The 24,141-nt window shown below is 71.5% G+C and carries 22 protein-coding genes, 1 tRNA gene, 1 pseudogene and 1 riboswitch; of the genes and pseudogenes, 16 read left to right on the top strand and 8 right to left on the bottom strand.

Going from position 1 to position 24,141, the window contains the following annotated elements:
- Positions 1-17: 17 nt before the first annotated feature.
- The 4 genes from ACFYS8_RS09320 (at position 18) to ACFYS8_RS09305 (ending at position 3,214) form a co-directional block, all read left to right on the top strand.
- Positions 18-218: a hypothetical protein gene (locus ACFYS8_RS09320; RefSeq protein WP_387638004.1), complete on the top strand. Its 201-nt coding sequence runs from the start codon at positions 18-20 to the stop codon at positions 216-218.
- Between the two features lie 116 nt (positions 219-334).
- Positions 335-1,204 (top strand): JmjC domain-containing protein, encoded by an 870-nt coding sequence (locus ACFYS8_RS09315; protein WP_387638002.1) that lies wholly within the window; start codon positions 335-337, stop codon positions 1,202-1,204.
- Between the two features lie 76 nt (positions 1,205-1,280).
- Positions 1,281-2,156, top strand: a complete 876-nt coding sequence (locus ACFYS8_RS09310) for a JmjC domain-containing protein (protein WP_387637999.1) — start codon at positions 1,281-1,283, stop codon at positions 2,154-2,156.
- A gap of 59 nt (positions 2,157-2,215) precedes the next feature.
- Positions 2,216-3,214, top strand: coding sequence for a MazG family protein (locus ACFYS8_RS09305; RefSeq protein WP_387637997.1), 999 nt, complete (start codon positions 2,216-2,218; stop codon positions 3,212-3,214).
- Between the two features lie 4 nt (positions 3,215-3,218).
- On the opposite strand, the gene ACFYS8_RS09300 is transcribed toward ACFYS8_RS09305, so the two are convergent.
- Complete coding sequence (locus ACFYS8_RS09300; protein WP_387637995.1) at positions 3,219-3,641, bottom strand: SDR family NAD(P)-dependent oxidoreductase; 423 nt, start codon at positions 3,639-3,641, stop codon at positions 3,219-3,221.
- A gap of 155 nt (positions 3,642-3,796) precedes the next feature.
- Here ACFYS8_RS09300 and ACFYS8_RS09295 point away from each other — a divergent pair, with 155 nt between their 5' ends.
- From ACFYS8_RS09295 to ACFYS8_RS09265, 7 genes and pseudogenes are all read left to right on the top strand, one after another.
- Positions 3,797-5,056, top strand: coding sequence for a cytochrome P450 (locus ACFYS8_RS09295; protein WP_387637993.1), 1,260 nt, complete (start codon positions 3,797-3,799; stop codon positions 5,054-5,056).
- A gap of 261 nt (positions 5,057-5,317) precedes the next feature.
- A riboswitch (cyclic di-AMP (ydaO/yuaA leader) is annotated at positions 5,318-5,498 on the top strand.
- Positions 5,499-5,501: 3 nt separating this feature from the next.
- Complete coding sequence (locus ACFYS8_RS09290; RefSeq protein ID WP_387637991.1) at positions 5,502-6,170, top strand: transglycosylase family protein; 669 nt, start codon at positions 5,502-5,504, stop codon at positions 6,168-6,170.
- A 252-nt stretch (positions 6,171-6,422) separates the two neighbouring features.
- Entirely contained in the window at positions 6,423-7,712 is a 1,290-nt protein-coding gene (gene eno, locus ACFYS8_RS09285) for a phosphopyruvate hydratase (RefSeq protein ID WP_387637989.1), read from the top strand.
- Positions 7,713-7,863: 151 nt separating this feature from the next.
- Positions 7,864-8,301 carry a septum formation initiator family protein gene (locus ACFYS8_RS09280; RefSeq protein ID WP_387637987.1) on the top strand — a complete coding sequence of 146 codons (438 nt, stop codon included), beginning with the start codon at positions 7,864-7,866 and terminating at the stop codon, positions 8,299-8,301.
- A pseudogene (locus ACFYS8_RS09275) lies at positions 8,298-8,847 on the top strand (DUF501 domain-containing protein); the annotation flags it as partial. The gene ACFYS8_RS09280 and the pseudogene ACFYS8_RS09275, both read left to right, overlap by 4 nt.
- A gap of 131 nt (positions 8,848-8,978) precedes the next feature.
- Entirely contained in the window at positions 8,979-9,914 is a 936-nt protein-coding gene (locus ACFYS8_RS09270; protein ID WP_387637985.1) for an exopolyphosphatase, read from the top strand.
- Between the two features lie 444 nt (positions 9,915-10,358).
- Positions 10,359-11,723 (top strand): NAD(P)/FAD-dependent oxidoreductase, encoded by a 1,365-nt coding sequence (locus ACFYS8_RS09265; protein ID WP_387637983.1) that lies wholly within the window; start codon positions 10,359-10,361, stop codon positions 11,721-11,723.
- Between the two features lie 175 nt (positions 11,724-11,898).
- Here ACFYS8_RS09265 and ACFYS8_RS09260 read toward each other — a convergent pair whose 3' ends face one another.
- Together ACFYS8_RS09260 and ACFYS8_RS09255 are read right to left on the bottom strand one after the other, a co-directional pair.
- On the bottom strand, positions 11,899-12,342 hold the full coding sequence (locus ACFYS8_RS09260) for a DNA-binding protein (protein ID WP_387637980.1): 444 nt from the start codon (positions 12,340-12,342) through the stop codon (positions 11,899-11,901).
- Positions 12,343-12,466: 124 nt separating this feature from the next.
- A complete protein-coding gene (locus tag ACFYS8_RS09255) occupies positions 12,467-13,318 on the bottom strand; it encodes an IS5 family transposase (RefSeq protein ID WP_387638870.1) in 852 nt (283 codons plus the stop codon).
- Between the two features lie 132 nt (positions 13,319-13,450).
- Between ACFYS8_RS09255 and ACFYS8_RS09250 the strand changes: the two genes are divergently transcribed.
- Positions 13,451-13,633, top strand: coding sequence for a hypothetical protein (locus ACFYS8_RS09250; protein ID WP_387637978.1), 183 nt, complete (start codon positions 13,451-13,453; stop codon positions 13,631-13,633).
- An 858-nt stretch (positions 13,634-14,491) separates the two neighbouring features.
- Here the strand turns inward: ACFYS8_RS09250 and ACFYS8_RS09245 are convergent.
- Positions 14,492-14,573 (bottom strand) — tRNA-Leu (locus ACFYS8_RS09245).
- A 337-nt stretch (positions 14,574-14,910) separates the two neighbouring features.
- Here ACFYS8_RS09245 and ACFYS8_RS09240 point away from each other — a divergent pair.
- Both ACFYS8_RS09240 and ACFYS8_RS09235 read left to right on the top strand, forming a co-directional pair.
- On the top strand, positions 14,911-15,684 hold the full coding sequence (locus tag ACFYS8_RS09240) for an ABC transporter ATP-binding protein (RefSeq protein WP_043915787.1): 774 nt from the start codon (positions 14,911-14,913) through the stop codon (positions 15,682-15,684).
- 46 nt (positions 15,685-15,730) lie between these two features.
- Positions 15,731-18,286, top strand: a complete 2,556-nt coding sequence (locus ACFYS8_RS09235) for an ABC transporter permease (RefSeq protein ID WP_387637975.1) — start codon at positions 15,731-15,733, stop codon at positions 18,284-18,286.
- 83 nt (positions 18,287-18,369) lie between these two features.
- Here ACFYS8_RS09235 and ACFYS8_RS09230 read toward each other — a convergent pair whose 3' ends face one another.
- Entirely contained in the window at positions 18,370-18,894 is a 525-nt protein-coding gene (locus tag ACFYS8_RS09230; RefSeq protein ID WP_387637972.1) for a peptidylprolyl isomerase, read from the bottom strand.
- A gap of 172 nt (positions 18,895-19,066) precedes the next feature.
- On the opposite strand from ACFYS8_RS09230, the gene ACFYS8_RS09225 reads away from it, so the two are divergent.
- Complete coding sequence (locus ACFYS8_RS09225) at positions 19,067-19,951, top strand: Bax inhibitor-1/YccA family protein (RefSeq protein WP_387637969.1); 885 nt, start codon at positions 19,067-19,069, stop codon at positions 19,949-19,951.
- Positions 19,952-20,040: 89 nt separating this feature from the next.
- Positions 20,041-20,379, top strand: coding sequence for a hypothetical protein (locus ACFYS8_RS09220; RefSeq protein ID WP_387637965.1), 339 nt, complete (start codon positions 20,041-20,043; stop codon positions 20,377-20,379).
- A 95-nt stretch (positions 20,380-20,474) separates the two neighbouring features.
- Here ACFYS8_RS09220 and ACFYS8_RS09215 read toward each other — a convergent pair whose 3' ends face one another.
- From ACFYS8_RS09215 to ACFYS8_RS09205, 3 genes are all read right to left on the bottom strand, one after another.
- Positions 20,475-21,386: a hypothetical protein gene (locus ACFYS8_RS09215; protein WP_387637962.1), complete on the bottom strand. Its 912-nt coding sequence runs from the start codon at positions 21,384-21,386 to the stop codon at positions 20,475-20,477.
- Between the two features lie 289 nt (positions 21,387-21,675).
- Positions 21,676-22,947 carry an acetyl-CoA C-acetyltransferase gene (locus tag ACFYS8_RS09210; protein WP_387637960.1) on the bottom strand — a complete coding sequence of 424 codons (1,272 nt, stop codon included), beginning with the start codon at positions 22,945-22,947 and terminating at the stop codon, positions 21,676-21,678.
- A gap of 57 nt (positions 22,948-23,004) precedes the next feature.
- A complete protein-coding gene (locus ACFYS8_RS09205; RefSeq protein ID WP_387637957.1) occupies positions 23,005-24,114 on the bottom strand; it encodes an SGNH/GDSL hydrolase family protein in 1,110 nt (369 codons plus the stop codon).
- Positions 24,115-24,141 lie beyond the last annotated feature (27 nt).

The following is a 24,141-nucleotide window of genomic DNA, read 5'->3' as shown; positions in this document are numbered from 1 at the left end:
CAATTAGGAGTCCTGTCATGGGTGTTCAGAGCACCGAGTCCGCTTCGAAGTTCGCCGCGCTGGCCCGTCAGGCCGCGCTGTCGGTGGCGGTTGCCGCCGCCGTCGGTGGCGCCGTGTTCGCGCCGGCCGTGTCGGCGCAGGCCGCGACCGCGCCGTCCGTGAGCGCCGGTCACGCGACCACCGACGGCTGCGGCGCGTGCTACCCGGACGTCATCTGATCCACCGATCCACGCCCGGGGTCGCCGGCGGCCTCGCCGCCGCCGGCGCCCCGCGTCCGATCCGCCCCACCCCCAACACCCCCTGAGACGCCCTGAGTTCGGAGAGGAACACCACCATGGACTGGCTTGACCGCTGCGTCGACGACACCGAGACCTTCCTGCGCAAGCACTGGCGCCAGGGGCCGGTGGTGCTCCGCCCCGCAGACCCGCCCACCGAAGTGCTCACGGTGGAGAGCCTGTTCGAGCTGATCGACGAGGGCACGCTGCGCGACCCCTACGCGGGGCTGTTCACCGTCGAGGGCACCGTGCCGCAGGAGGAGTACTGCCCGCCGCGGGTGATCGCCGGCCGGACGCTGGAGGGGTGCCTCGACCCGGAGCGGGTGCGGGCGCTGATCCGGGACCGCAACGCCACGCTCCAGCTGCGCTACCTCAACCACTGGCACCCGGGGGTGCGCGCGCTGACCACCGGCCTGTCCGAGAGTCTCGGCCGGCTCACCGAGGCGTTCATGTTCTACTCGCAGCCCGGCCGGCACGGGCCGGTGCACCGCGACGAGGGCGACATCCTGGTCATCCAGCTGAGCGGCCACAAGCACTGGCAGGTGTACGGCGGCCCGACCGACCCGAACTGGCAGCCGGTCCGCGAGGACAACCCGGGCCCGTGCCTGCTGGACACCGTCGTCCACCCGGGCGAGGTGCTGTACGTCCCCAACGGCTACGCCCACACCGCCCGCGCCACCGAGGACGGGCCGTCGCTGCACCTGACGATCGCGCTGCGCGAGGCCTGCACCGTCCACCTGCGCACTCAGCTGCGCGCCCTGCTCACCGAGGGCCTCGAACTGCCCGCCCGCCCCCGCGACGAGGACGACCTGCTGGCGGCCGGCGAGCAGCTGCTCGACCACCTGCGCACCCGGCTGGCCACCGCCGACCCGGCCGAGCTGGTGTCCGCCGCCCGCCGCGTCGCGTACAGCAACCGTCCCACCGCCTGAACCCACCGCCTGACCCTCCCCGAACACACCCCCCGAACACACCGCCCGAGCAGCCCGCACCAGAGGAGACCCGACCATGACCGAGACCTGGCTGAGCCGCTTCGTCGCGGACGAGGAGCAGTTCCGTACCCAGCTGTGGCGCACCGCCCCGGCCGTGCTGCGCCCCGAGCGCCCGCCGGTGGACGTGCTGCCCGCCGCCGAACTCGACCGGCTGCTCGACCACGGCCTGCTGAAGGTGCCGTACCTGGGCCTGGTGCAGCGCGACGCCCACCTGCCCGTCGAGCGGTTCTGCCCGCCGCGGGTGGTGCTCGGCGAGGTGGTCGGGGGGTACGCCGACGGCGCGGCGGTGCGGGCGCTGATCCGGGACGAGCAGGCGACGCTGCTGCTGCGCTACGTCGACCAGTGGCACGACGGGGTGCGCGAGCTGGCCCGCGGTCTGGCCGCCGAGATCGGCCGGCAGGTCGAGGCGTTCTACTTCCTGACCCCGCCCGGCACCCAGGGCCGCCCGGTGCACCGCGACGACGCGGACGTGCTGGTGGTGCAGATCTCCGGGGCCAAGCGCTGGTGGGTGCACGGCGGGCCCGCCGACGGCAACTGGGTGCCGGAGCGGGAGGACGGCGACCCGGGCGAGGTGCTGCTGGAGACCGTCCTGCAGCCGGGCGAGGTGCTGTACGTGCCGCGTGGCTTCGCCCACCGTGCCCGCGCCGAGGACGGCGCGCCCTCCACGCACCTGTCGCTGACGATCCGCGAGGCGGCCAGCGCCAACCTGTACACCGTCGCGCAGAGCCTGCTCGCCGACAGCCTCCCCTTGGCGGGGCGCCCGCTGGACGACGCCGCGCTCACCGAGGCGGCCGCCGCGCTGATCGAGCACGCCGGTTCGCTGCTGGCCGAGCTGACGCCCGCCGACCTGCTGTCCGTCACCCGACAGCTGATGCTGCAACCCGCGGCGTGACCGTCCGCGCAGGAAAACCGCTGGTCCGCCCCGCACGCGGTCGTTGTAGGTTCGGTGGCGTGGACACTCCGAAGCTGATCCTGCTCACCACCACCCACCGCGTCGCCCCGGGCCTGCTCGGCTGGCCGGCCTGGGAGGCCCTCCGTTCGGCGCCCGTGGTGCTGGCCGGCGTCGCTGACCACCCGCAGCTGCCCGCGCTGCGCGCCGCCGGCGTCGAGCCCCGGCTGATCGAACGGGGCTCCGCCCCGGCGCTGGCCCGGCAGTTGCTCGCGCTGGCCCCCGCGGTGTGGCTGGAGAGCCCGGACGGCGACCCGGGGCTGACCGACGCGCTGGCCCGGATCGCGGTGGAAGAGGCCGGCGAGCACCCGGAGATCGAGGTGCTGCCGGGCTCGTACGACCTGCCGGGCGCCCGGCTGCTGGACCTGGTCTCGGTGATGGACCGCCTGCGCTCGCCCGGCGGCTGCCCGTGGGACGCCGAGCAGACCCACCGGAGCCTGGTGAAGTACCTGGTCGAGGAGGCCTTCGAACTGGTCGAGGCGATCGAGGAGGATGACCGTCCGACCCTCCGCGAGGAACTCGGCGACGTGCTGCTCCAGGTGTTCTTCCACTCCCGGATCGCCGAGGAGGACGCCGAGGACCCGTTCTCCATCGACGACGTGGCGGGCGACATCGTCGAGAAGCTGATGTATCGCCACCCGCACGTGTTCGCCGACGTCAGCGTCCGGGACTCCGCCGAGACGGAGGCCAACTGGGAGCAGCTGAAGGCCGCGGAGAAGCAGCGCGAATCGGTGCTGGACGGCGTCCCGGCGGGCCTGCCCGCGCTGGCGTACGCGGCGAAACTGGTCTCCCGGGTGCGCCGGGCGCGGTTCACCGGAGTGCCGGACGCGCCGTACGAACTGCCCGCCGAACTCACTGCCGAGACGGCGGGGGAGCTGCTGCTGGCGGTCGCGCAGCGCGGCTACGACCAGGGCGTGGACGTGGACGCCGCACTGCGGGCGGCGGCCCGGCGCTACCGCCGGGCGGTACGGGCCGCCGAGGGACTGTCCGAGGACGACTGACGGGTCAGCTCGCCAGCGGGACGTCCGAGACCGGGCGGCGGCGCTGGGCCGGCACGACCTCGCCGATCGCCTCGCCGACCAGGGCCAGCACCTCGGCCAGCGGGTCGAGGTGGCCCGACAGTTCGGCGAGCTGGACGACCCGCTCGCCGTCCGGGCCGGCGACCGCGAACAGGTCGATCGGCCCGAGGTGCTTGGCGGCGGTGTCGACCAGCGCGGCGATGTCCGCCGGGTGGTGGACGTCACCGGACACCCCGACCACCGGGCAGCCGGGACGGTCGAGTTCGGCGGCCAGGTCCTCGGCGACACCGGGGCGAAGATCGGCGATGAGCAGGCCGGCGGCGCCGGCGGCGGAGAACCGGCGGGCCAGGTCGGCCCCCTCGCCTCCGTCGAGCACCGCGATGACCACCACTGCACCGGCTACTCGCATGGCCTGCTCCCCTTTCAGAGCGAACCGCGGGCGGTCCGCACGCCGCCCACTGTGGTTCTTGCGGAGGATCGTAGGCTCGCCCCGACTCTCCGCAACAGCAATTACCCGCCAGGTGACCAGACTCACGCGACGGCGGTTCCAGATACGGTCAAGACATGCCAGATCAGCCCCACACCGCCCACCCGCAACTCTTCACCTGGGAGTTCGCGGCCGATCCGTATCCGGCGTACGCCTGGCTGCGGGAGAACGCCCCGGTGCACCGCACCACGCTGCCGAGCGGGGTGGAGGCCTGGCTGGTCACCCGGTACGCGGACGCCCGGCAGGCGCTGGCCGACTCGCGGCTCTCCAAGAACCCGGCGCACCACAGCGAACAGGCGCACCGCACCGGCCGGGTGGGCATCCCGGGCGAGCGGCAGGCCGACCTGATGACCCACCTGCTGAACATCGACCCGCCGGACCACACCCGGCTGCGCCGCCTGGTGTCGAAGGCGTTCACGCCGCGCCGGGTCGCCGAGTTCGAACCGCGGGTGCAGCAGCTCACCGACCGCCTGATCGACTCCTTCGCGGAGCGCGGCGAGGTCGACCTGATCCACGAATTCGCCTTCCCGCTGCCGATCTACGCGATCTGCGACCTGCTCGGCGTCCCGCCCGAGGACCAGGACGACCTGCGCGACTGGGCCGGCATGATGCTGCGACACACAAAGCCGGGCCACACGGGCGGCAAGCGCGGGGGAGTGGGCCGCGCGGTCAAGCACATCCAGGGCTACCTGGCCGACCTGATCCACCGCAAGCGCGCCGACCTCGGCGACGACCTGATCTCCGGCCTGATCCGGGCCAGCGACCACGGCGAGCACCTGAGCGAGAACGAGGCCGCGGCGATGGCCTTCATCCTGCTGTTCGCCGGCTTCGAGACCACCATCAACCTGATCGGCAACGGCGTTTACGCGTTGCTGCGCAACCCGGATCAGCGCACCCTGCTCCAGGAGTCGCTGGCGCGCGGGGAGTCGGGCCTGCTGGAGACCGGCATCGAGGAACTCCTGCGCTACGACGGGCCGGTGGAGCTGGCGACCTGGCGGTTCGCCACCCGGCCGCTGAGCATCGGCGGGGTGGACATCCCGGCGGGCGACCCGGTGCTGGTGGTGCTGGCCGCGGCGGACCGCGACCCGGACCGGTTCTCCGACGAGAACACCCTGGACCTGGCCCGGACGGACAATCCGCACCTCGGTTTCGGACACGGCATCCACTACTGCATCGGTGCGCCGCTGGCCCGGCTCGAAGGGCAGCGCGCGATCGGCACACTGCTGACACGGCTGCCGGACCTCCAGTTGGCCGCCGATCCGGCCGAACTCCGTTGGCGGGGTGGGCTGATCATGCGCGGGCTGCGCGAACTCCCGGTCTCCTTCACGCCCCGCTGACCCGGTTTCGACCGCCGCCGCCCTGCCCTCGCCCCGCCCCCGCACGTCACCGTCCGTGGGCCCGGTGGGGGCGCGGGTGCGCCCCCACTTCGGGCGAATGCGGACATACATGGACGGTTTGTGCACGAGAAGTGAAGGTCCGTAATTTCGACGTGATACCGGTGATATGAGCTTGTGATTGCTCGTCAGCTCTGCTTACTCTCCGATTTGCCCGCAGCTGCGGGCCCCGAACGCGGCACGCCGAGTCCTGTCCGCCGCACCTTCGGGACACCGACCAGGATTCGGACAGGAGCGGGGGAACCAGGTGTGAACGCCGTACTCCCAACGGCTTGGGGTGAAGCCGCCGGGGAACGGACGCAACCGCGTCCGGACCTCCCGGCGGCCGGGCCAGCCTCCCGGTCCGAACCCGACAGCTCACCTCGTAGGCGTGCGGAGAGGAAGTCCCATGCTGTTCGCCGGTACTGGACGTCACCGCCGTAGCACCAAGGCCGAGAAGGTCGTCGCCGCCGCAGGCGTCGCCTCCGTGGGCCTGGCCCTGCCCCTGCTCTCCGCCACCGGAGCGGCAGCCGCACCCGCCGACACCTGGGACCGCGTGGCCCAGTGCGAGAGCGGCGGGGACTGGGGCATCAACACCGGAAACGGGTACTACGGCGGCCTGCAGTTCTCCTCCTCCACCTGGCGCGCCTACGGCGGCGGCGACTACGCCGCCCGCGCCGACCAGGCCACCCGCTCCGAGCAGATCGCGGTGGCCGAGCGGGTGCTCGCCTCCCAGGGGCCCGGCGCCTGGCCGTCCTGCTCGATCAAGGCCGGTCTGTCCCGCGGCGGCGACAGCTCCGAGGACACCGCCTCCCGCTCGCAGCAGCGCGCGGCGGCGCCCGAGCAGAAGCAGACGAAGTCGCAGCAGCAGTCGAAGAGTTCGAAGCAGAGCGCCCCGGCCGACGGGCCGACGCAGTCCGGCACCGGGAACTACACCGTGCAGGAGGGCGACACGCTGTCCGGGATCGCCGCCGCGCGGAACGTGTCCGGCGGCTGGGAGCAGCTGTTCCGGGCGAACCGCGAACTGATCGGCGCCGACCCCGATGTGATCATGCCCGGCCAGGTGCTGGCGCTGTGACGGCGCGGTCCGGCCGGCTCCGGCCCGGCAGTGGTATAGACCCTTCGTCGGTCTGACGATTCGTCCGCTCCGGGCGTGCGCCCAGCAGTTCGCGCCGCCCGGAGCCCGCCGCCGACGGGCAAACAGGTGAACTACCCGTGAGTAGCCGGGTCACACGGTGAGACGGGGCCCGGCCGGGCGTGGCCGTGGGCATGTCTGCGGCTAGGCTCTGGGCGTAACGACCACACATCCGCTTCCGCTAGGAGATGCCTCGTGCCGTCCATTGATGTCGTCGTAGCCCGTGAGATCCTCGACTCCCGCGGCAACCCCACGGTCGAGGTCGAGGTCGGTCTCGACGATGGCAGCACCGGTCGTGCGGCTGTCCCGTCGGGTGCCTCCACCGGCGCCTTCGAGGCGCTGGAGCTCCGCGACGGCGACAAGAACCGCTACTTCGGCAAGGGCGTCGAGAAGGCCGTCCTCGCCGTCATCGAGCAGATCGGCCCGGAGCTGGTCGGCTACGACGCCACCGAGCAGCGTCTGATCGACCAGGCCATGCTCGACCTGGACGCCACCCCGGACAAGTCCTCGCTGGGCGCCAACGCCATCCTCGGTGTCTCGCTCGCCGTCGCGCACGCCGCCTCCGAGGCCAGCGACCTGCCGCTGTTCCGCTACCTGGGCGGCCCGAACGCGCACGTGCTGCCGGTCCCGATGATGAACATCCTCAACGGCGGCTCGCACGCGGACTCCAACGTCGACATCCAGGAGTTCATGATCGCCCCGATCGGCGCGGAGTCCTTCTCCGAGGCCGTCCGCTGGGGCGTCGAGGTCTACCACACCCTCAAGGGCGTGCTGAAGGAGCGCGGGCTGTCCACCGGCCTGGGCGACGAGGGCGGCTTCGCCCCGAACCTGGACTCCAACCGCGAGGCCCTGGACCTCATCACCGAGGCCATCAAGAAGGCCGGCTACACCCCGGGCAAGGACATCGCGCTCGCCCTGGACGTCGCCGCGTCCGAGTTCTACAAGGACGGCGCCTACCAGTTCGAGGGCAAGGCCCTGTCGGCCGCCGAGCTGGTCGAGTACTACGCCGAGCTGGTCGCCGCCTACCCGCTGGTCTCCATCGAGGACCCGCTGGACGAGTCCGACTGGGACGGCTGGAAGGCCATCACCGACAAGCTGGGCGACAAGGTCCAGCTGGTCGGCGACGACCTGTTCGTCACCAACCCGGAGCGCCTGCGCAAGGGCATCGAGACCGGCACCGCCAACGCGCTGCTGGTGAAGGTCAACCAGATCGGCTCGCTCACCGAGACCCTGGACGCCGTCGAGCTGGCCCAGCGCAACGGCTACCGCTGCATGATGTCGCACCGCTCCGGCGAGACCGAGGACGTCACCATCGCCGACCTCGCCGTCGCCACCAACTGCGGCCAGATCAAGACCGGCGCCCCGGCCCGCTCCGAGCGCGTCGCCAAGTACAACCAGCTGCTGCGCATCGAGGAGATCCTCGACGACGCCGCGGAGTACGCCGGCCGCGGCGCGTTCCCCCGGTTCCGCTCTGCGGACAAGTAAGCACAGCCGCTCTGCGGACAAGTAAGCACAGCCGCTCCGCGGACAAGTAAGCACAGCAAGGGCTGATCGCCGAGCCTGTTGTGACCGGTGCCCCGGCCTCCACCGCGTAGGGTGGGGCCGGGGCACCGGCATGCGCAGGAGGGGCGACCAGATGGCCAAGTGGAGAATTCCCGGACTGGCGGCGCGCCCGCGCTTCACCAGCCGGGCCACCGTGCTGGTCCTCGTCCTGTGCTCGCTGGTGGCGATACTCGCGTACCCGGCCCGGCAGTACATCGCGCAGCGCGGCGAGATCGCCGATCAGCGGGCCAAGGCCGATCACGCCCGCCAGCAGGTCGACGAACTGCGTCGGGCCAAGGCCCGCTGGCAGGACCCGGAGTTCGTCAAGGCCCAGGCCCGGGAGCGGCTGCACTACGCGCTGCCGGGCGAGACCCCGTTCGTGTCGGTCGCGCCGCCGCCCGCGCAGGGCGAGAAGCAGTCCGCCTCGGACGGCGCCGGCCGGACCAAGGCCGCCCGTCCCTGGTACTCCGGCTTCTGGGACTCGGTGGACGCCGCCGACACCGCGATCGCCGCTCCACCCGCAGCTCACTGACGCCACCCCACCCGCCCCCTCCTGACGAACAGACTCCTGATGAGCAACCAGAACCCTCCCGTCTCCGACAACGACGTCGCCGCCATCGCCGCCCAGCTCGGCCGGGTGCCGCGCGGGCTGCGTTCCGTCGCCCACCGCTGCCCGTGCGGCAACCCGGACGTGGTGGAGACCGCGCCCCGGCTGCCCGACGGCACGCCGTTCCCGACGCTCTACTACTTGACCTGCCCCAAGGCCGCCTCGCTGATCGGCACCCTGGAGGCGGACGGCGTGATGAAGGAGCAGACCGCCCGGCTCGCCGAGGACCCCGAGCTCGCCGCCGCCTACCAGGCCGCGCACGAGGACTACATCGCCCGCCGGGACGCCATCGAGGTGCTGGAGGGCTTCCCCAGCGCCGGCGGCATGCCCGACCGGGTCAAGTGCCTGCACGTGCTGGTCGGCCACTCGCTGGCGGCCGGCGAGGGCGTCAACCCGCTCGGCGACGAGGCGATCGGCATGCTGGAGGACTGGTGGGCCAAGGGCCCGTGCGTCAGCCCCGCCGAGGTCGAGGCCGCCGGTGAGCGGGTCGCCCGCAACAAGGCCAAGGCCCAGGACCACGCCGCGGTGATCGCCGCCAAGGAGGCGCTGACCGCCGAGCGGGCCGAGCGCGCGGCGCGCAAGGCCGAGGAGGACGACGAGTCGTGAGCACCATCCGGGTCGCCGCGATCGACTGCGGCACCAACTCGATCCGCCTGCTGATCGCCGACCTGGACCCGGAGACCGGGGAGATCGTCGATCTGGACCGGCGGATGCTGATCGTCCGGCTCGGCCAGGGCGTCGACAAGACCGGTCGGCTGCACCCCGAGGCGCTGGACCGCACCTTCGCGGCCTGCCGCGAGTACGCGGAGATCATCGCCGCGCACGGGGTCGGCCCGGAGCGGATCCGGATGGTCGCCACCTCGGCCTCCCGGGACGCCGAGAACGCCGCCGAGTTCACCGCCGGAGTCAAGGCGATCCTCGGCATCACCCCGAGCGTGGTCAGCGGCGACGAGGAGGCCCGGCTCTCCTTCACCGGCGCCACCCTCGAGCTGCTCGGCGGCCCGCACCGCCCGCCCTACCTGGTGTTCGACCTGGGCGGCGGCTCCACCGAATTCGTGCTCGGCGAGCAGGACGTGCGGGCCGCGCACTCGATGGACATCGGCTGTGTGCGGATGACGGAGCGGCACTTCGCGGGCGGGCAGCCCACCGAGGTGCAGATCGCCGCCGCCCGGGCCGACATCCGGGCCGCGCTGGACACCGTCGAGGCGAGCGTCCCACTGGCGGACGGCGCCACCCTGGTCGGCCTGGCCGGCACCGTCACCACGGTCGCCGGGATCGCGCTGGAGCTGCCCGGCTACGACTCCGAGCAGATCCACCACGCGGTGCTGACCGTCCAGCAGGTCCGGGAGACCGCCGAGTGGCTGCTGCACTCCTCGCACGCCGAGCGGGCCGCCGTCCCCGTGATGCACCCCGGCCGGGTCGACGTGATCGCGGCCGGCGCGCTGGTGCTGCTGGAGATCATGGAGCGCACCGGGGCCGCTGAGCTGCTGGTTTCCGAGCACGACATCCTCGACGGGATCGCCTGGTCGATCGCCTGATCCGGGCGCCCGGCGGGTGGTCGGCGGGTGGTCGACGGGTGGTTGACGGGTGTTCCGGGAGGCCCGGTGCGGGCCTCCCGGCGTGTCCCGGCAAGAAGCTTCGTGAATTTCTTCACATGGCGACCGGGCCTTTCGGCCCCTTGCGGTGTCCGGTCCGTCCGATATGTGGGACCGAAGGCGCCTGGGGCGGGTGGTTCATGGGATCGCAGGCAACCCGCCGTTCACGCCGAAGAAATCGAAAGCGCACTCGGGAACCCGTGCCCCACAAGGATCGTTGCTGCTCAGCGTGGCACCGAGTGCCTGAGCGATCATGGTGGACGGGTGGTAGCGGCGAGGAGGCCGGCACCGGCCGGAATTGTGGGCGCGCAGTGTAGCAGTAGGTGTCCAGGAGCTTGTGATGGGCCTCACGAATGGCCCGTCAGGCCGGGGTGGATACTTTCGGATATGAGCACCACGGAGCGTCCTCGCATCCTCATTGTCGGCGGTGGTTACGTCGGCCTGTATGCCGCGATGCGCATCCTCAAGAAGATGCGCTACGGCGAAGCGACCGTCACGGTCGTCGACCCGCGGTCGTACATGACGTACCTGCCCTTCCTCCCGGAGGCGGCCGGCGGCAACGTCGCCCCCCGCAACCTCGTCGCGCCCCTGCGCAGCGCCCTGAAGAAGGCGGAGGTGCTCACCGGTCACGTGACCGAGGTGGACCACGCCCGCAAGGTCGCCACCATCCAGCCCGCGGCCGGCGAGTCCTACGAACTGCCCTTCGAGTACCTGGTCGTGGCGACCGGCTCGGTCTCCCGCACCTTCCCGATCCCGGGTCTGGCGGAGCACGGCATCGGCATGAAGACGGTGGAAGAGGCGATCAGCCTCCGCAACCACGTCATGGCGCAGCTGGACAAGGCCGAGTCCACCACCGACGAGGACGTCCGCCGCAAGGCGCTGACCTTCGTCGTCATCGGTGGCGGCTTCGCCGGCATCGAGACGGTCGCCGAGATCGAGGACATGGCGCGCGACGCCGCCAAGATCTACAAGACCGTCAGCCGCGAGGACATGCGCTTCGTCGTGGTGGAGGCGGCCAACCGCATCCTCCCCGAGATGGGCCCCGACCTGGGTCTGTGGACCAAGGGCCGGCTCGAGGAGCGCAACATCGAGGTCTACATCGAGACCTCGATGGACTCCTGCGTCGACCAGCACGTGGTGCTGAAGAACGGCATGGAGTTCGACGCGTCCACCATCGTGTGGACCGCCGGCGTGAAGCCGAACCCGATCGTCAACCGCTTCGGTCTGCCGCTCGGCCCGCGTGGCCACGTCGACACCAAGCCGACCCTGCAGGTCCAGGGCTTCGACTACGTGTGGGCGGCCGGCGACAACGCCCAGGTTCCCGACCTGGCCGCCGGTGAGGGCGCCTGGTGCCCGCCGAACGCGCAGCACGCGGTCCGTCAGGCCGCCGTCCTCGGTGACAACGTGGTGGCCGGCATGCGCGGCTTCCCGCAGGCCGAGTACAAGCACAAGAACCTCGGTGCGGTGGCCGGCCTCGGCCTGCACAAGGGTGTGGCGATCCTGTTCGGCAAGGTCAAGCTCAAGGGCCGCCTCGCCTGGTACTTCCACCGCGCCTACCACGGTGCGATGGTCCCCACCATGAACCGCAAGATCCGGGTCTTCACCGACTGGACGCTGGCGATGTTCCTCAAGCGCGAGACGGTCGGTCTCTCCGAGATGGAGAAGCCGTTCGACGCGTTCCAGGAGGCCACCGCTCCGCCGAAGCCCGCCGCCGCCGCGGAGCCGAAGAAGGAGCTCGCCTCCAGCAAGTAAGCGACGAGACCCGTCACTTCGGGTTACGAGTCGGAGGCCCTCCGCCCGGCAACGCCGCCGGACCACGTCCTCCGTGGTGCTCAGCCGGCCTTGCTGTCGGGCGGAGTACAGCACTCAGTTGACGAAGGCCCCCACCCCCGCCGGGTGGGGGCCTTCGGGCTTTCCCGGGGTGCCGTCAGCCCTGGTCGGTGGGCGTGGTGCGGTCGCTGAGGCGCTCGTGGCGCTGGCGGGCGGCCTGCGGGGTGCCGAGGCCGAGGCCGAAGGCGATCTCCTGCCAGGTCATGCCGCGGCCGCGGGCCATGGTGAGCAACCCGGCCTCCAGCTCGTCGAGTTCGGCGCGGACCAGGGGGAGCAGGGTGAGCGCGGCGGTCAGGTCGGCGCGGTCCACCTCGGGTTCGCCGTCCTCGGCGAGAGCGGCGCCGCTGAGCAGGAAGGCCACCAGCCGGACCGCCTCGTGCGGGGCGAGCATCGCCGGGTTGGTCTGGCGGCGGCGCTGCTCGTCGGTGGCGGCGTGGCGCTCGGCGATCCGGAACAGCGAGGCGTAGACGCGCTGCGTGCGGGCGGCCTCCGGGTCCGGCGGGGAGAACGGGTCGGCGGGCTGCGAAGGGGTGTCGGTCATGGGGTCAGCATGCTCCGGTGAACGGGGCGGCGTCAACGGGATTCGTTGAACGAAGTGTTCATAATCGGGCCCGGGAAGTGGATTGATCATGCGAATCCGGCCGCTTAGGGCGTCCGCCGGTAGGTCATCGGATGCGGGGACTTTGAGGGCGGGTGTTCCAGCGGTAGAGGGTCCAGGCACGTCGGATCAGGCAGCGGACCGTGATGACGGTGGCGGCCAGGGCGAGGAAGAACTCGACGGCCGCTCTCCGGCGTTCGGTGCAGCGCCGAAGCTTGCCGAAGTTGTTCATCCACGAGTTCGTGCGTTCGACGACCCACCGGCCGCCGGTCTGGATCGGGGTCTTCGTGCCGCGCGGGGCGATGCGGGCCTCGATCCTCCGGTCGGCCAGGTCGCCGTGGACGGGCCGGTAGTCGTAGCCCGCGTCCAGGACGAGTCGCGGGTGCTCGGGCAGCGGTCCGAGGGCCGTCTCGAGGGCGGTGAAGCGGTCGAGGGTGGCGGGAAGCAGGGTGTGGTCGGGGGTGTTGGCCGGTGCGGGCTCGGTGACCAGGGGTATGCCGGTGCCGTCGGTCAACTGCGAGCGTTTCAGGCCGAGTTTGGCGCGGTCGACCGGGCTCTTGCCGGCGCATTCACCCCCGGAGGGCGCCTTGGTGATGCAGCCGTCGGCGTTCAGGCGGTCGAGTTCGAGGCCGATCATGCGGTCGTAGGCGGCGAGTGCGAGCAGACGCAGGCTCTCCATCACGCCGGCGGCGATCCACTCGTCCCGGCGTCGGCGCAGAGTGGTGGCCGAGCAGTGCTCGTCGGCTGCGCGTTCGTATCCGCAGCCGAAGACCAGGACCTGTACCAGCCGGTCGAAGACGACGGCGTCGCTGATCCGCGGGTTGTGGCAGCCCAGCGGGTGCCGGTCCTCGCGCAGGGGCAGGAGCGCGAGGAACTGGTCGCGGATCGGGTCGAGAATGCATGATGGGACGGCAGGCACGGATCCCCCGGTGATCATGAAGCGTAGAGAACTCCATGATCGGGCGAGCCGTGCCTGCCCTGCTGCCAGCACCTAATGGCGGACGCCCTTAGCATGACGATCACCAACCACGCTCAATCTGGGGGAACCGCAATGGAACTGACCACTCGTCAAGCCGCCCTGATCGCCGCCGCCACCACCGCACTCGCCGCCGCGGCCGTCGTCGGCACCGCTGCCACCGCCACCGCCGCCGAGCGCCCCGTCGACCAGGCCGCCGGCCAGGTCGTGGTGCCCGACCACATGGCGCTGGTCACGCCCGACCACATGGGGCTCTGACCCGCCGTGCGGGCAGCGGCCGACGACCCGGCGGCGAGCCTGGTCGCGCAGACCGCCGAGCGCCTGATCCGGCTCTGGGCCGAGCGCGGCGAACTCCACCACCCCGGCTGGGGACGGCCGTTCCGCCAGCTCGCCGAGCTGCTGCCCGCACCGGACGTCGAATTCGCCGTCCACAACCCGCAGATGGTGCCACTGCTCTGGTACCCGGCGCTGCGTCGCGAGGGCCCGCACGGCACCGTCGTCGAGGTGTTCGACCACCTCCCGGCGGACGCCGGCCCGCCGCTGCCGCGCCGGCAGGAGCTGTCCCGGATCTACAGCTGGGCGCCCGTCACCCGCACCGCCCTCGACTGGATCGCGGAGCGGCTGGCCGGCCGCGGACTGCTCGAAGTCGGCGCCGGCAGCGGCTACTGGGCCGCGCGGCTGCGCGCCCGCGGCGTCGACGTGCTGGCCACCGATGCCGAGGCCCGCACCGAACTCAACGGTTGGACCGACCGGTTCCGCTGGACCGACGTGCGCCCCGGCCGGGCCGCCGAGGACGCCGCCGCGCACCCCGACCGGGCCCTCGCCCTGATCTGGCCGCCGTACCGCGATCCGATGGCCCTGGACGCCCTGCGGGCCTACCGCGGCGATCATCTGATCTATCTGGGCGACCGCCCGGGCGGTCTCTGCGCCGACGACGCCTTCTTCGCCGAGCTCGCCACCCACTGGCACCCGGCCGCCCGCTGCCCGCTCACCCTGCGCTGGCTGGGCAATCACGACACCCTGACCCACTGGATCCGCAGGGAATCCGCGGGGGTAGGTCGGGGCATCGGTCGTGATCGGGTCATTACCGCAGGTCACGATGGGTGGGCAGAAGAGTGCCCAGAGCCGGACTCGAACCGGCACGACCTTCCGGCCAAGCAGTTTTAAGCTGCCCGTGTCTGCGTTCCACCATCTGGGCCTGGGAGCGCGTGAACTCGGTTACTGAGCCTAGTCGGCCGGGCGAGGGTTTCGCATAATTCTCGGGACGGAAGTTGTCATGCTTCCATGCGATCTGACGAAGCGTCTGTCATTTCGGCCACCCTCCGACAGTTCTCGGCCACCGCCGGCCCTCGGGGTGCGGGTCATACCGAAGGAGGAGAGGGCGGCGGCGGCCGTACATCTCGGGGCGGGGCGGCAACCGTTCGGCGGGGCGACGAATTCCATGATCATCGAGGAGAGGATGGGATAGCGGTCGCAGGCACGTCCCGGCCGCAGCCCAGTGACGAGCCAGCACCTCCCCGACAGGAGTCCCCTTCGTGAGCACCTCGACCGCGTACGCAGCCCACACCGGTCTGGCGGCGGCCCGCGCCACCGGTCTCAACAAGGTCTACGGCGAAGGCGACACCCGCGTCGTCGCGCTCGACAACGTCTCGGTCTCCTTCGGCCAGGGCGAGTTCACCGCGATCATGGGCCCGTCGGGCTCCGGCAAGTCCACCCTGATGCACTGCATGGCCGGCCTGGACACGGTCAGCTCCGGCTCGGCGACCATCGGCGAGACCGAACTGGTCGGACTGAAGGACAAGCAGCTGACCAAGCTCCGCCGCGACAAGATCGGCTTCGTCTTCCAGGCGTTCAACCTGCTGCCGACGCTGACCGCGCTGGAGAACATCACGCTGCCGATGGACATCGCCGGCCGCAAGGTCGACAAGGCCTGGCTCGACCGCGTGGTGGAGACGGTCGGCCTGTCCGGCCGCCTCTCGCACCGCCCGGCGCAGCTCTCCGGCGGCCAGCAGCAGCGCGTGGCCTGCGCCCGCGCGCTGGCCTCCAAGCCGGAGATCATCTTCGCCGACGAGCCCACCGGAAACCTGGACTCCCGCTCCGGCGCCGAGATCCTCTCCTTCCTGCGCAACTCGGTGCGCGAGCTCGGTCAGACCGTGGTGATGGTGACGCACGACCCGGTGGCCGCGTCCTACGCGGACCGCGTGGTCTTCCTCGCCGACGGCCGGATCGTCGACGAGCTGACCAACCCCACCGCCGACTCGGTCCTCGACCGGATGCGTCGTTTCGACGCCAAGGGCCGCACCAGCTGACGGCCCCTCAGCAGCCGACCGTCCACACCACCCCAGGACTGACCCCATGTATCGCACCGCACTGCGCAACGTGCTGGCCCACAAGGGCCGACTGCTGATGACGGCACTCGCCGTCATGCTGGGCACCGCCTTCGTCGCCGGCACCCTGGTGTTCTCGGACACCATGGGCCAGGCCGTCCGCAACAGCTACTCCAAGAGCTACTCCGACGTCTCCGTGCTGATCTCCGACAGGTGGTCCCGGAGCGCCGACGAGGGCCCCAAGGAGGCCGGCCAGAAGAAGCGTGACGCGCTGACCGACGCCACCGTGAAGGACCTCGCCGCCCTGCCGGGCGCCGAGCGGGCCCGCGGCGTGGTCACCGGCTTCACCGCCGTCGCCGACAAGAAGGGCAACCTGATCGGCGAGGCGTGGAGCGCCCAGGGCTCCAACTTCGCCCCGGACGCCTCCGGCAAGGACCCGCGCTACCCGATGGCGGAGGGCCGCGGCCCGAAGGCGGCCGGCGAGATCGCGCTGAACAAGCAGGCCGCCGACAAGGCCGGCTACAAGGTCGGCGACAAGGTCCGGGTGGCCGGCAACGGCGCCGCCGAGGACACCACGCTCACCGGTGTGTTCACCTCCGACGACCCGCAGGTCACCTCCGGCGGTTCGCTCGTGCTGATGGACACCGCCACCGCCCAGCAGCGGCTGCTGGAGCCCGGCCACTACAGCTCGATCGCGCTGACCGCCAAGTCCGGCGTCTCGGAGGACGCGCTGCTAGACGCGGCCAAGGCGAAGCTGCCCGACACCTTCGACCTGGAGACCGGCCAGAAGCTCAAGGACGAGCAGTCCAAGATGGTCGAGCAGTCGGTCACCGGCATGAAGAGCATGCTGCTGGTGTTCGCCGGCATCTCGCTGTTCGTCGGCATCTTCATCATCGTCAACACCTTCACCATGCTGATCGCTCAGCGCCTGAAGGAGCTGGCGCTGCTGCGCGCGGTCGGCGCCAGCCGCCGCCAGGTCACCAACTCGGTGCTGATCGAGGCGCTGCTGATCGGCGTGATCGCCTCCGTGTCCGGTCTGCTGCTCGGCATCGGCATCGGCGCCGGCATGCAGTCCCTGCTGGCCGGCATGAACGAGGGCATGCCCACCGGTTCGCTGGTGATCGCCCCGGCCACCATCATCGGCACCCTGGTGACCGGCATCGTGGTGACCGTGCTGTCCGCGCTGATCCCCGCGATCCGCGCCTCCCGGATCCCCCCGGTGGCGGCGATGAGCAGCGGTGACCTGCCCAGCACCCAGCGCGGCCTGGTGGTCCGCAACTCGATCGGCGCGGTGCTGGCCGGCGGCGGCATCGCCCTGATCCTGGCCGGCGCGTTCAGCAAGGGCACCGGCGGCCGGACGTACCTGGAGCTCGGCGCCCCGCTCACCCTGATCGGCGTGTTCGTCCTGCTGCCGCTGCTGTCGCGCCCGGTGGTCGCCCTGGTCGGCCCGCTGCTGGCCAAGGTGTTCGGCACTCCCGGCAAGCTGGCCCGTCGCAACGCCGTCCGCAACCCGCGCCGCACCGCCAGCACCGCGGCCGCGCTGACCATCGGCCTGACCCTGGTCACCGCCGTGACGGTGATCGGCGACTCGGTCACCAGCACGGTCACCCGCCTCGTCAGCGGCTCGATGAAGGCCGACTACACGGTCTCGATGGCCAACCACCACTCGCTGTCGAAGGACCTGGCGCCGCTGATCGCCAAGGCGGACGGCGTGACCGCCGTCAGCCCGGTCAGCAACGTGATGTGGACGATCAACGGGGACAGCCGGGCCGTCGAGGGCTTCGACGCCGCCGCCTTCGACCAGCTGGTCACGGTGAAGATGGCGTCCGGCTCGACCGGCGCGCTGAAGCAGGGCCAGATCCTGGTCAACGACGAGTACGCCGCCAAGCACAACCTCACCCAGGGTGCCACCGCCAAGGTCGAGGTGGCCGAGGGCAAGACGCTGGACCTCACCGTCGGCGGCGTGTTCGAGCACAACGCCACCCTGTCGAACGTCATCGTGCCCAACGCGCTGATCGACCAGCACGACCCCGACTCGTTCATCAGCGAGATCCTGGTCAAGGGCAAGGACGGCGAGACCGCCGCGCTCAAGCAGTCCGTCAAGGCGGCCACCGGCAGCAACCCGGTGATCGAGGTGCTGACCGAGAAGGACAAGGTCGCCGAGTTCAGCCGGATCATCACGACGATGCTGAACATCATGTACGGCCTGCTCGGCATGGCGGTGCTGGTCGCCGTCCTCGGTGTGATCAACACGCTGGCGATGTCGGTGTTCGAGCGCAAGCGCGAGATCGGCATGCTGCGGGCGATCGGCCTGGACCGGCGCGGCATCAAGCGGATGGTCCGCATCGAGTCCGTGGTGATCTCGCTCTTCGGTGCCGTGATCGGCGTGGGGCTCGGCGTCTTCCTGGCCTGGTCCGCCGTCCGGGTGCTGGCCGCCGACCTGACCGGCCTGACCACCTCGATCCCCTACGGCAGCGTGCTGCTCTTCCTGGCCCTGTCCGCGCTGGTCGGCGTGATCGCCGCCCTCTGGCCGGCCCGCCGGGCCTCCCGGATGGACATCCTCGCCAGCATCAAGACCGACTGACGTCCGGTCGGCAGAACGCCGCGCCGCCCGTTCCCGGAGCAACCGGGGACGGGCGGCGCGGCGTTTGCGTGGGGCGGCCCGGGTCAGCGGGTCTCGATCGCGACCTTCTCGATCTTCACGTCCTGCAGCGGGCGGTCGTTGCGCCCGGTCTCGACGCCGACGATCGCGTCCACCACACGCTGGCTGGGCGCGTCCACGACCTCGCCGAAGATGGTGTGCTTGCCGGTCAGCCAGGTGGTCGGGCCGACCGTGATGAAGAACTGCGAACCGTTGGTGCCCGGGCCGGCGTTGGCCATCGCCAGCAGGTACGGCTTGGTGAACGCCAGGTCCGGGTGGAACTCGTCGGCGAACTTGTAGCCCGGGCCGCCGGTGCCGTTCCCCAGCGGGTCGCCGCCCTGGATCATGAAGCCCTGGATGACCCGGTGGAAGATCGTGCCGTCGTACAGCGGCTCGTTGCTGGGCTTCCCGGTCTTCGGGTCGATCCACTGGCGCTCGCCCGTCGCCAGCTCGACGAAGTTCTTCACCGTCTTCGGGGCGTGGTCCGGCAGCAGCCGGATCACGATGTCGCCCTTATTGGTCTTCAGGGTGGCGTACAGCTCCTCGGCCATCCGGGGGGCCGCCTTTCTGATCGTCTGTCAGTTGCGCCCCCCACCCTGCCCTCTCAAGGGCCCCTCGCGCAGGCGACACGGGATCCTCCTCACGGCTGACGCGGAATACTTTGCCAAACCATTACTCTTGTGCTCTGTATGGGTGGTGCTGTGCCACCCCGGAGGGAATGTGATGAGAAGCAGAAACCCGGTCTTCTCGCGGGAGGGGTCCTTCACCCGCGACAACCAGTACGCGGGGTTCGGCACGCAGCCGGCCGGGCACCAGGGCCAGGCGTACGGCAACCCGTACGCCAACAACCCGTACGCCAACAACGCCTACGCGCAGCCCGGCGGTCAGGCCATGACCGACGAGCAGCTCTACGAGCTCTACCAGGGCCCTGACGCGGGCCCGGCCCAGACCGGCCGGATGACGCTGGACGACGTGGTCGCCCGCACCGCGATGACGCTGCTCACGCTGGTCATCACCGGCGCGGTCGCCTGGTTCGTGGTGCCGGTCGAGAACTACGCGCTGGCCGGCGTCGCCGCGTTCGCCGCGATGGTCATCGGCCTGGTCATCAACTTCAAGCGGAGCATCAACCCGGCGCTGATCCTGACGTACGCCGGCCTGGAGGGCTTCTTCCTCGGCGCGCTCAGCAAGGCCTTCAACACCCTGCTGCAGGGCATCGCCATTCAGGCCGTGCTGGGTACCGCCGCGGTGTTCGCGGCCACCCTGATCGCCTACAAGAGCGGCAAGATCCGGGTCACCCCGCGGTACACCCGGATCGGCATCTCGATCGCGATCGGCTTCGTGATCCTGATGTTCGTCAACCTGATCGCCACCATGTTCGGCGCGGACTTCGGGTTCCGCTCCGGCCCGCTCGGCATCGTGGTCGGCCTGGTCGGCATCGCGCTCGGCGCGTTCTTCCTGACCCTCGACTTCAACGAGATCCAGGAGGGCATCCGCAATGGCGCCCCCGAGCGGGAGGCCTGGCGGGCCGCCTTCGGCCTGACGCTGTCGCTGGTGTGGATCTACCTGGAGATGCTGCGCCTGATCGCCATCCTGCGCGGCGACGACTGATCGCGCGGCTGTACACGCGGCGGGCCCCGGAGGACTTCTCCGGGGCCCGCCGCGTTCCGTCCCGCCCCGGTTTGGCTACCCTCGGGGCCATGTCCGAGCACCACCCCGTCACCCCCGCCCAGTTGACCGCCGCCGTGGACCGGCTCGCCGACCGCTTCCGGGCGATGCCACAGAGCCGCCTGCTGGTCGCCGTCCCCGGCCACCCCTCGCGGGCCGCCGCGCTGCTCGCGCTGGCCGGCCGGCTGGCCGACGCCGCCCGCGCGCTGGAGGGCCTGCCGCCGCTGCCCGTCCCCGACTGCGGGGCGTTCGCGGTCGGCGACCAACTCGCCGTCACCGGCCACGACCTGGCCGCCGCGGCCGCCGAACACCCGGAGGCGCTGGCGGTCGCGCTCACCGACGTCGAGGACACCGACCGGCTGACCGCCTGACGCAGGGTCGGGAACGCCGAAGGGGCGCCGGTCCGCCCGGGCAACCCCTTGCCGTGCGGATCGACGCCCCTGCGCGTGGCTCGGACGCGCGTGGTTCAGATCGAGGCGACCACCCGGTCGGCGAGCACGTAGACGGTGTCGCCGTCGGTGGAGAAGGTCAGCGAGTACGAGCCGGAGAAGCGGGAGCCGCCCAGCAGCCGGACGTCCTCGTCGGCCCGGACGGCGTCGATCAGCCGGTACGCCGCCTCCCGGTCGCCGGGGGCCACGCACAGCGTGGTGCCGTCGGCGAACGCGTACACGTCCAGGGTGCCGAGCGGGCCGGGGCGCACGTCGGTGAGGGCGATCCTGTCCTCGGCGAGGGCGGCGAGCCGGTCGTCGGTCCACTCGCGGGACGGGGTGGGACTGGGCACGAAGTCCGGGTGCGAGGGGTGGCGGCGCGGGTCGGGCGCGGTGGCGGGCTCGCTCTCGGCGTCCAGCAGTCCGGACTCGAGGCCGGTGGCCAGCAGGTCGGCCTCGCGGCGGGCCTTCACGTCACCGTTGTCGCCGGGGAGCGGGAAGCTGCCGCCCCGGATGCCGCCGTCCGCCGAACCGCCGTCCGCGGAGCCGTCCTTGGCGAGGTCCTCCAGTGCGTGGCGCAGCGCCTCGCCGAACTCCGGGTCCATCACCCCGTAGTTGTCGGCGGCCTCCTGCGGCCCGGTCGGGCGCGGGAAGAAGATCGGCCACTCCTCGCCGGCGGCCGTGAACGGGGTCTCGAACAGCGGCGCGTCCTCGGCGGCGCGCGCCTCCTGCTCGGCCCAGAACGCCCGGGCCTCGGTGATCTCCCGCTCCCGGTCGGCGGCGAGCGCCTCGGCGACGGCGCGGCGTATCAGTGCCTCGTCGAGCTGCGGGGCGGGCTGCGCGGTGGGCTGCGCGGCGTCCAACTTCCGCCCCAGTGTGCGGAGGTGGAGCAGGACGGCGGCGGTCAGGGCGATCAGGGCCAGCAGCAGGGAGGTGTAGACGACGCTCACGGAACGTACTCCCAACGAGGAGCGGAACGGGGTTACGGCTCCACACTGCCGTATTCCCGCCCGTTACTGCAGAGGCTGATGTCCGATTTGGCGGTGACTTTCCGACTTGTCCTTAAATTGCTGGGTAATGCCCTTCTACGCAGCGGAGTTGATCCAATCCGGTGCGTCGATATTTCGGTCCCGGAGGGCAAAAAAACGGGCCGGATCGCACCATGAGTGTGATCCGGCCCTCAATTACGTACGGTGACTCCGGACGGGTGAGACGTCCGTCACGGTGCCGACGCGGAGGTCAGCTCAGCCGCTCGATGACCATCGCCATGCCCTGGCCGCCGCCCACGCACATGGTCTCCAGGCCGAACTGCTTGTCGTGCCACTGGAGCGAGTTGATCAGCGTGGTGGTGATCCGGGCGCCGGTCATGCCGAACGGGTGGCCCACCGCGATCGCGCCGCCGTTGACGTTCAGCCGGTCCAGGTCGATGCCCAGGTCCCGGTAGGACGGGATGACCTGCGCGGCGAACGCCTCGTTGATCTCCACCAGGTCGATGTCGCCGATCGACAGGCCGGCCCGCTTCAGCGCCTGCTTGGACGCCTCCACCGGGCCGTAGCCCATGATCTCCGGCGACAGTGCCGAGACGCCGGTGGAGACCACCCGGGCCAGCGGGGTGATGCCCAGCTCGCGCGCCTTGGTGTCCGACATGATCACCAGCGCGGCCGCGCCGTCGTTCAGCGGGCAGCAGTTACCGGCCGTCACGGTGCCGTCGGGGCGGAACACCGGCTTCAGGCCGGACACGCCCTCCACCGTCACGCCCGCGCGCGGGCCGTCGTCCGCGCTCACCACGGTGCCGTCCGGGAGCGTCACCGGGGTGATCTCGCGCTGCCAGAAGCCCGCCTTGATCGCGGCCTCGGCCAGGTTCTGCGAGCGGACGCCGAACTCGTCCTGCTCGGCGCGGGTGATGCCCTTCAGTGCCGCCAGGTTCTCCGCGGTCTGGCCCATCGCGATGTACGCGTCCGGCAGCAGGCCGTCCTCGCGCGGGTCGTGCCACTCGCCCGCCCGTCGCCCACCACCACCCTCGTTCGAGGCGCTGCGCGCCGCCCCCGTGTTGCCCGTCTCCGCGCGGTGCTTGGTGCGTGCCATCGCCTCGTCGAACAGCGGGTTCATGGTGCCCGGCATGCCGTCCGAGGTGCCGTTGATCGACCGCGAGACGGTCTCCACACCGGCGGAGATGAAGATGTCGCCCTCGCCGGCCTTGATCGCGTGCAGCGCCATCCGGGTGGTCTGCAGCGAGGACGAGCAGTAGCGGGTGATGGTGGCGCCCGGCAGGTAGTCCATGCCCATCTGGACGGCCACGATCCGGGCCAGGTTGTGGCCCTGCTCGCCGCCCGGCAGGCCGCAGCCCAGCATCAGGTCGTCGATCGTGCGCGGGTCCAGCTCCGGGACCTTGGCGAGTGCGGCACCGATGATCTGCGCGGTCAGGTCGTCCGGGCGGACGTCCTTCAGCGAGCCCTTGAAGGCCCGGCCGATCGGCGAACGGGCGGCGCTGACGATGACGGCTTCGGGCATGACGGGCTCCTCGCTGAGTGACCTCGGGATGCGATCCGACGGATCTCCCGGGGAAAGTTACCGCTTGGTAGCTCCGGCGTCATCCGCCTCCGGATGTGAGTTGGCCGACGCGATCGCCCGCGGCCACTCCTGGTCCGCGACCGCCCCGGGATCCTGCCCCGCCGCGTTGCCGCCCGGCAGCGCCAGCCGGAAGCGCTGCTTGAGCGTCGCCCACCGCCAGGTGCCGTTCGACGGGCCCGCCGCCGTCACCTCGGTGCCCGAACGCCCCGCCGCCGCGGCGGCCGCCACCGCCACCGGCAGCACCGCCTGCGGCTCCAACGGCCCGCCCACCGCGGACGGCGTGTCCTGCGGCCACAGGTCGAGCGCCGCGCACACCGACGGCAGCAACGCCATCGACGCCGTCGCGTACCCCTGCGCGGACGGGTGGTAGCGGTCCGCGGCGAACAGTTCCGGACGGGTCGCGAACTCAGGGCCCAGCAGCGACCCCAGCGAGACCGTCCGGCCGCCGGCCTCCACCACCGCGATGGTCTGCGCCGCCGCGAGCTGCCGGCTCAACCGGCGCGCCACCCAGCGCAGCGGCGGCCGCACCGGCTTGATGGTGCCCAGATCCGGGCAGGTGCCCACCACCACCTCGCAGCCCGCCGCGACCAGCCGGCCCACCGCCTCGCCCAGCTCCCGCACACTGGTGGCCGCCGGAGCGTGCCTGGTCACGTCATTGGCACCGATCATCAGCACCGCGATGTCCGGACAGTGCGGCAGCGCCCGCTCCACCTGCCTCGCGAGATCGCCCGAGCGGGCACCCGACTTCGCCACGTTCACCAGCCGCACCCGGCGCTCGGCGACCGACGCCAGCCCCGAGGAGAGCAGCGCGCCCGGCGTCTCCTGCGCGCGCTGCACGCCCAGGCCCGCGGCCGTCGAATCGCCCAGGAACGCCATCACCAGCGGCGGACGCGAATCCAGCGGATCGGCGAACGCCTCGCCGTGCATCCCGTCCGCGCGCGGCGGATCGCCGCCCAGGATCCCGATCGCCCGGACCGCCATCCGGCTCTCGGTCAGCAACACCCCCGCCAGCCCCACCCCGAGCAGCCCCAGCCCGCCACCGCCGTACGCGGCCGCCGTGGCGATCCGCCGTGCCACCCGCACCCTCGACGCCTGCGAGCCGGCCATCGGCCACCCCCTCTCCTCTTACACCCA

Origin of the sequence: Kitasatospora sp. NPDC004615 (assembly GCF_042873545.1) — a bacterium.
In the GTDB taxonomy this organism is placed as follows: Bacteria; Actinomycetota; Actinomycetes; order Streptomycetales; family Streptomycetaceae; genus Kitasatospora.
Note: the sequence above shows the minus strand (reverse complement) of the source record. Positions and strands in the feature narration are given on the sequence as shown.

Coding starts and splice junctions, on each gene's coding strand:
- ACFYS8_RS09320 (WP_387638004.1), top strand. CDS start 18: ATGGGTGTTCAGAGCACCGAGTCCGCTTCGAAGTTCGCCGCGCTGGCC.
- ACFYS8_RS09315 (WP_387638002.1), top strand. CDS start 335: ATGGACTGGCTTGACCGCTGCGTCGACGACACCGAGACCTTCCTGCGC.
- ACFYS8_RS09310 (WP_387637999.1), top strand. CDS start 1,281: ATGACCGAGACCTGGCTGAGCCGCTTCGTCGCGGACGAGGAGCAGTTC.
- ACFYS8_RS09300 (WP_387637995.1), bottom strand. CDS start 3,641: ATGCGAGTAGCCGGTGCAGTGGTGGTCATCGCGGTGCTCGACGGAGGC.
- ACFYS8_RS09295 (WP_387637993.1), top strand. CDS start 3,797: ATGCCAGATCAGCCCCACACCGCCCACCCGCAACTCTTCACCTGGGAG.
- ACFYS8_RS09290 (WP_387637991.1), top strand. CDS start 5,502: ATGCTGTTCGCCGGTACTGGACGTCACCGCCGTAGCACCAAGGCCGAG.
- ACFYS8_RS09280 (WP_387637987.1), top strand. CDS start 7,864: ATGGCCAAGTGGAGAATTCCCGGACTGGCGGCGCGCCCGCGCTTCACC.
- ACFYS8_RS09265 (WP_387637983.1), top strand. CDS start 10,359: ATGAGCACCACGGAGCGTCCTCGCATCCTCATTGTCGGCGGTGGTTAC.
- ACFYS8_RS09260 (WP_387637980.1), bottom strand. CDS start 12,342: ATGACCGACACCCCTTCGCAGCCCGCCGACCCGTTCTCCCCGCCGGAC.
- ACFYS8_RS09250 (WP_387637978.1), top strand. CDS start 13,451: ATGGAACTGACCACTCGTCAAGCCGCCCTGATCGCCGCCGCCACCACC.
- ACFYS8_RS09235 (WP_387637975.1), top strand. CDS start 15,731: ATGTATCGCACCGCACTGCGCAACGTGCTGGCCCACAAGGGCCGACTG.
- ACFYS8_RS09230 (WP_387637972.1), bottom strand. CDS start 18,894: ATGGCCGAGGAGCTGTACGCCACCCTGAAGACCAATAAGGGCGACATC.
- ACFYS8_RS09225 (WP_387637969.1), top strand. CDS start 19,067: ATGAGAAGCAGAAACCCGGTCTTCTCGCGGGAGGGGTCCTTCACCCGC.
- ACFYS8_RS09220 (WP_387637965.1), top strand. CDS start 20,041: ATGTCCGAGCACCACCCCGTCACCCCCGCCCAGTTGACCGCCGCCGTG.
- ACFYS8_RS09210 (WP_387637960.1), bottom strand. CDS start 22,947: ATGCCCGAAGCCGTCATCGTCAGCGCCGCCCGTTCGCCGATCGGCCGG.
- ACFYS8_RS09205 (WP_387637957.1), bottom strand. CDS start 24,114: ATGGCCGGCTCGCAGGCGTCGAGGGTGCGGGTGGCACGGCGGATCGCC.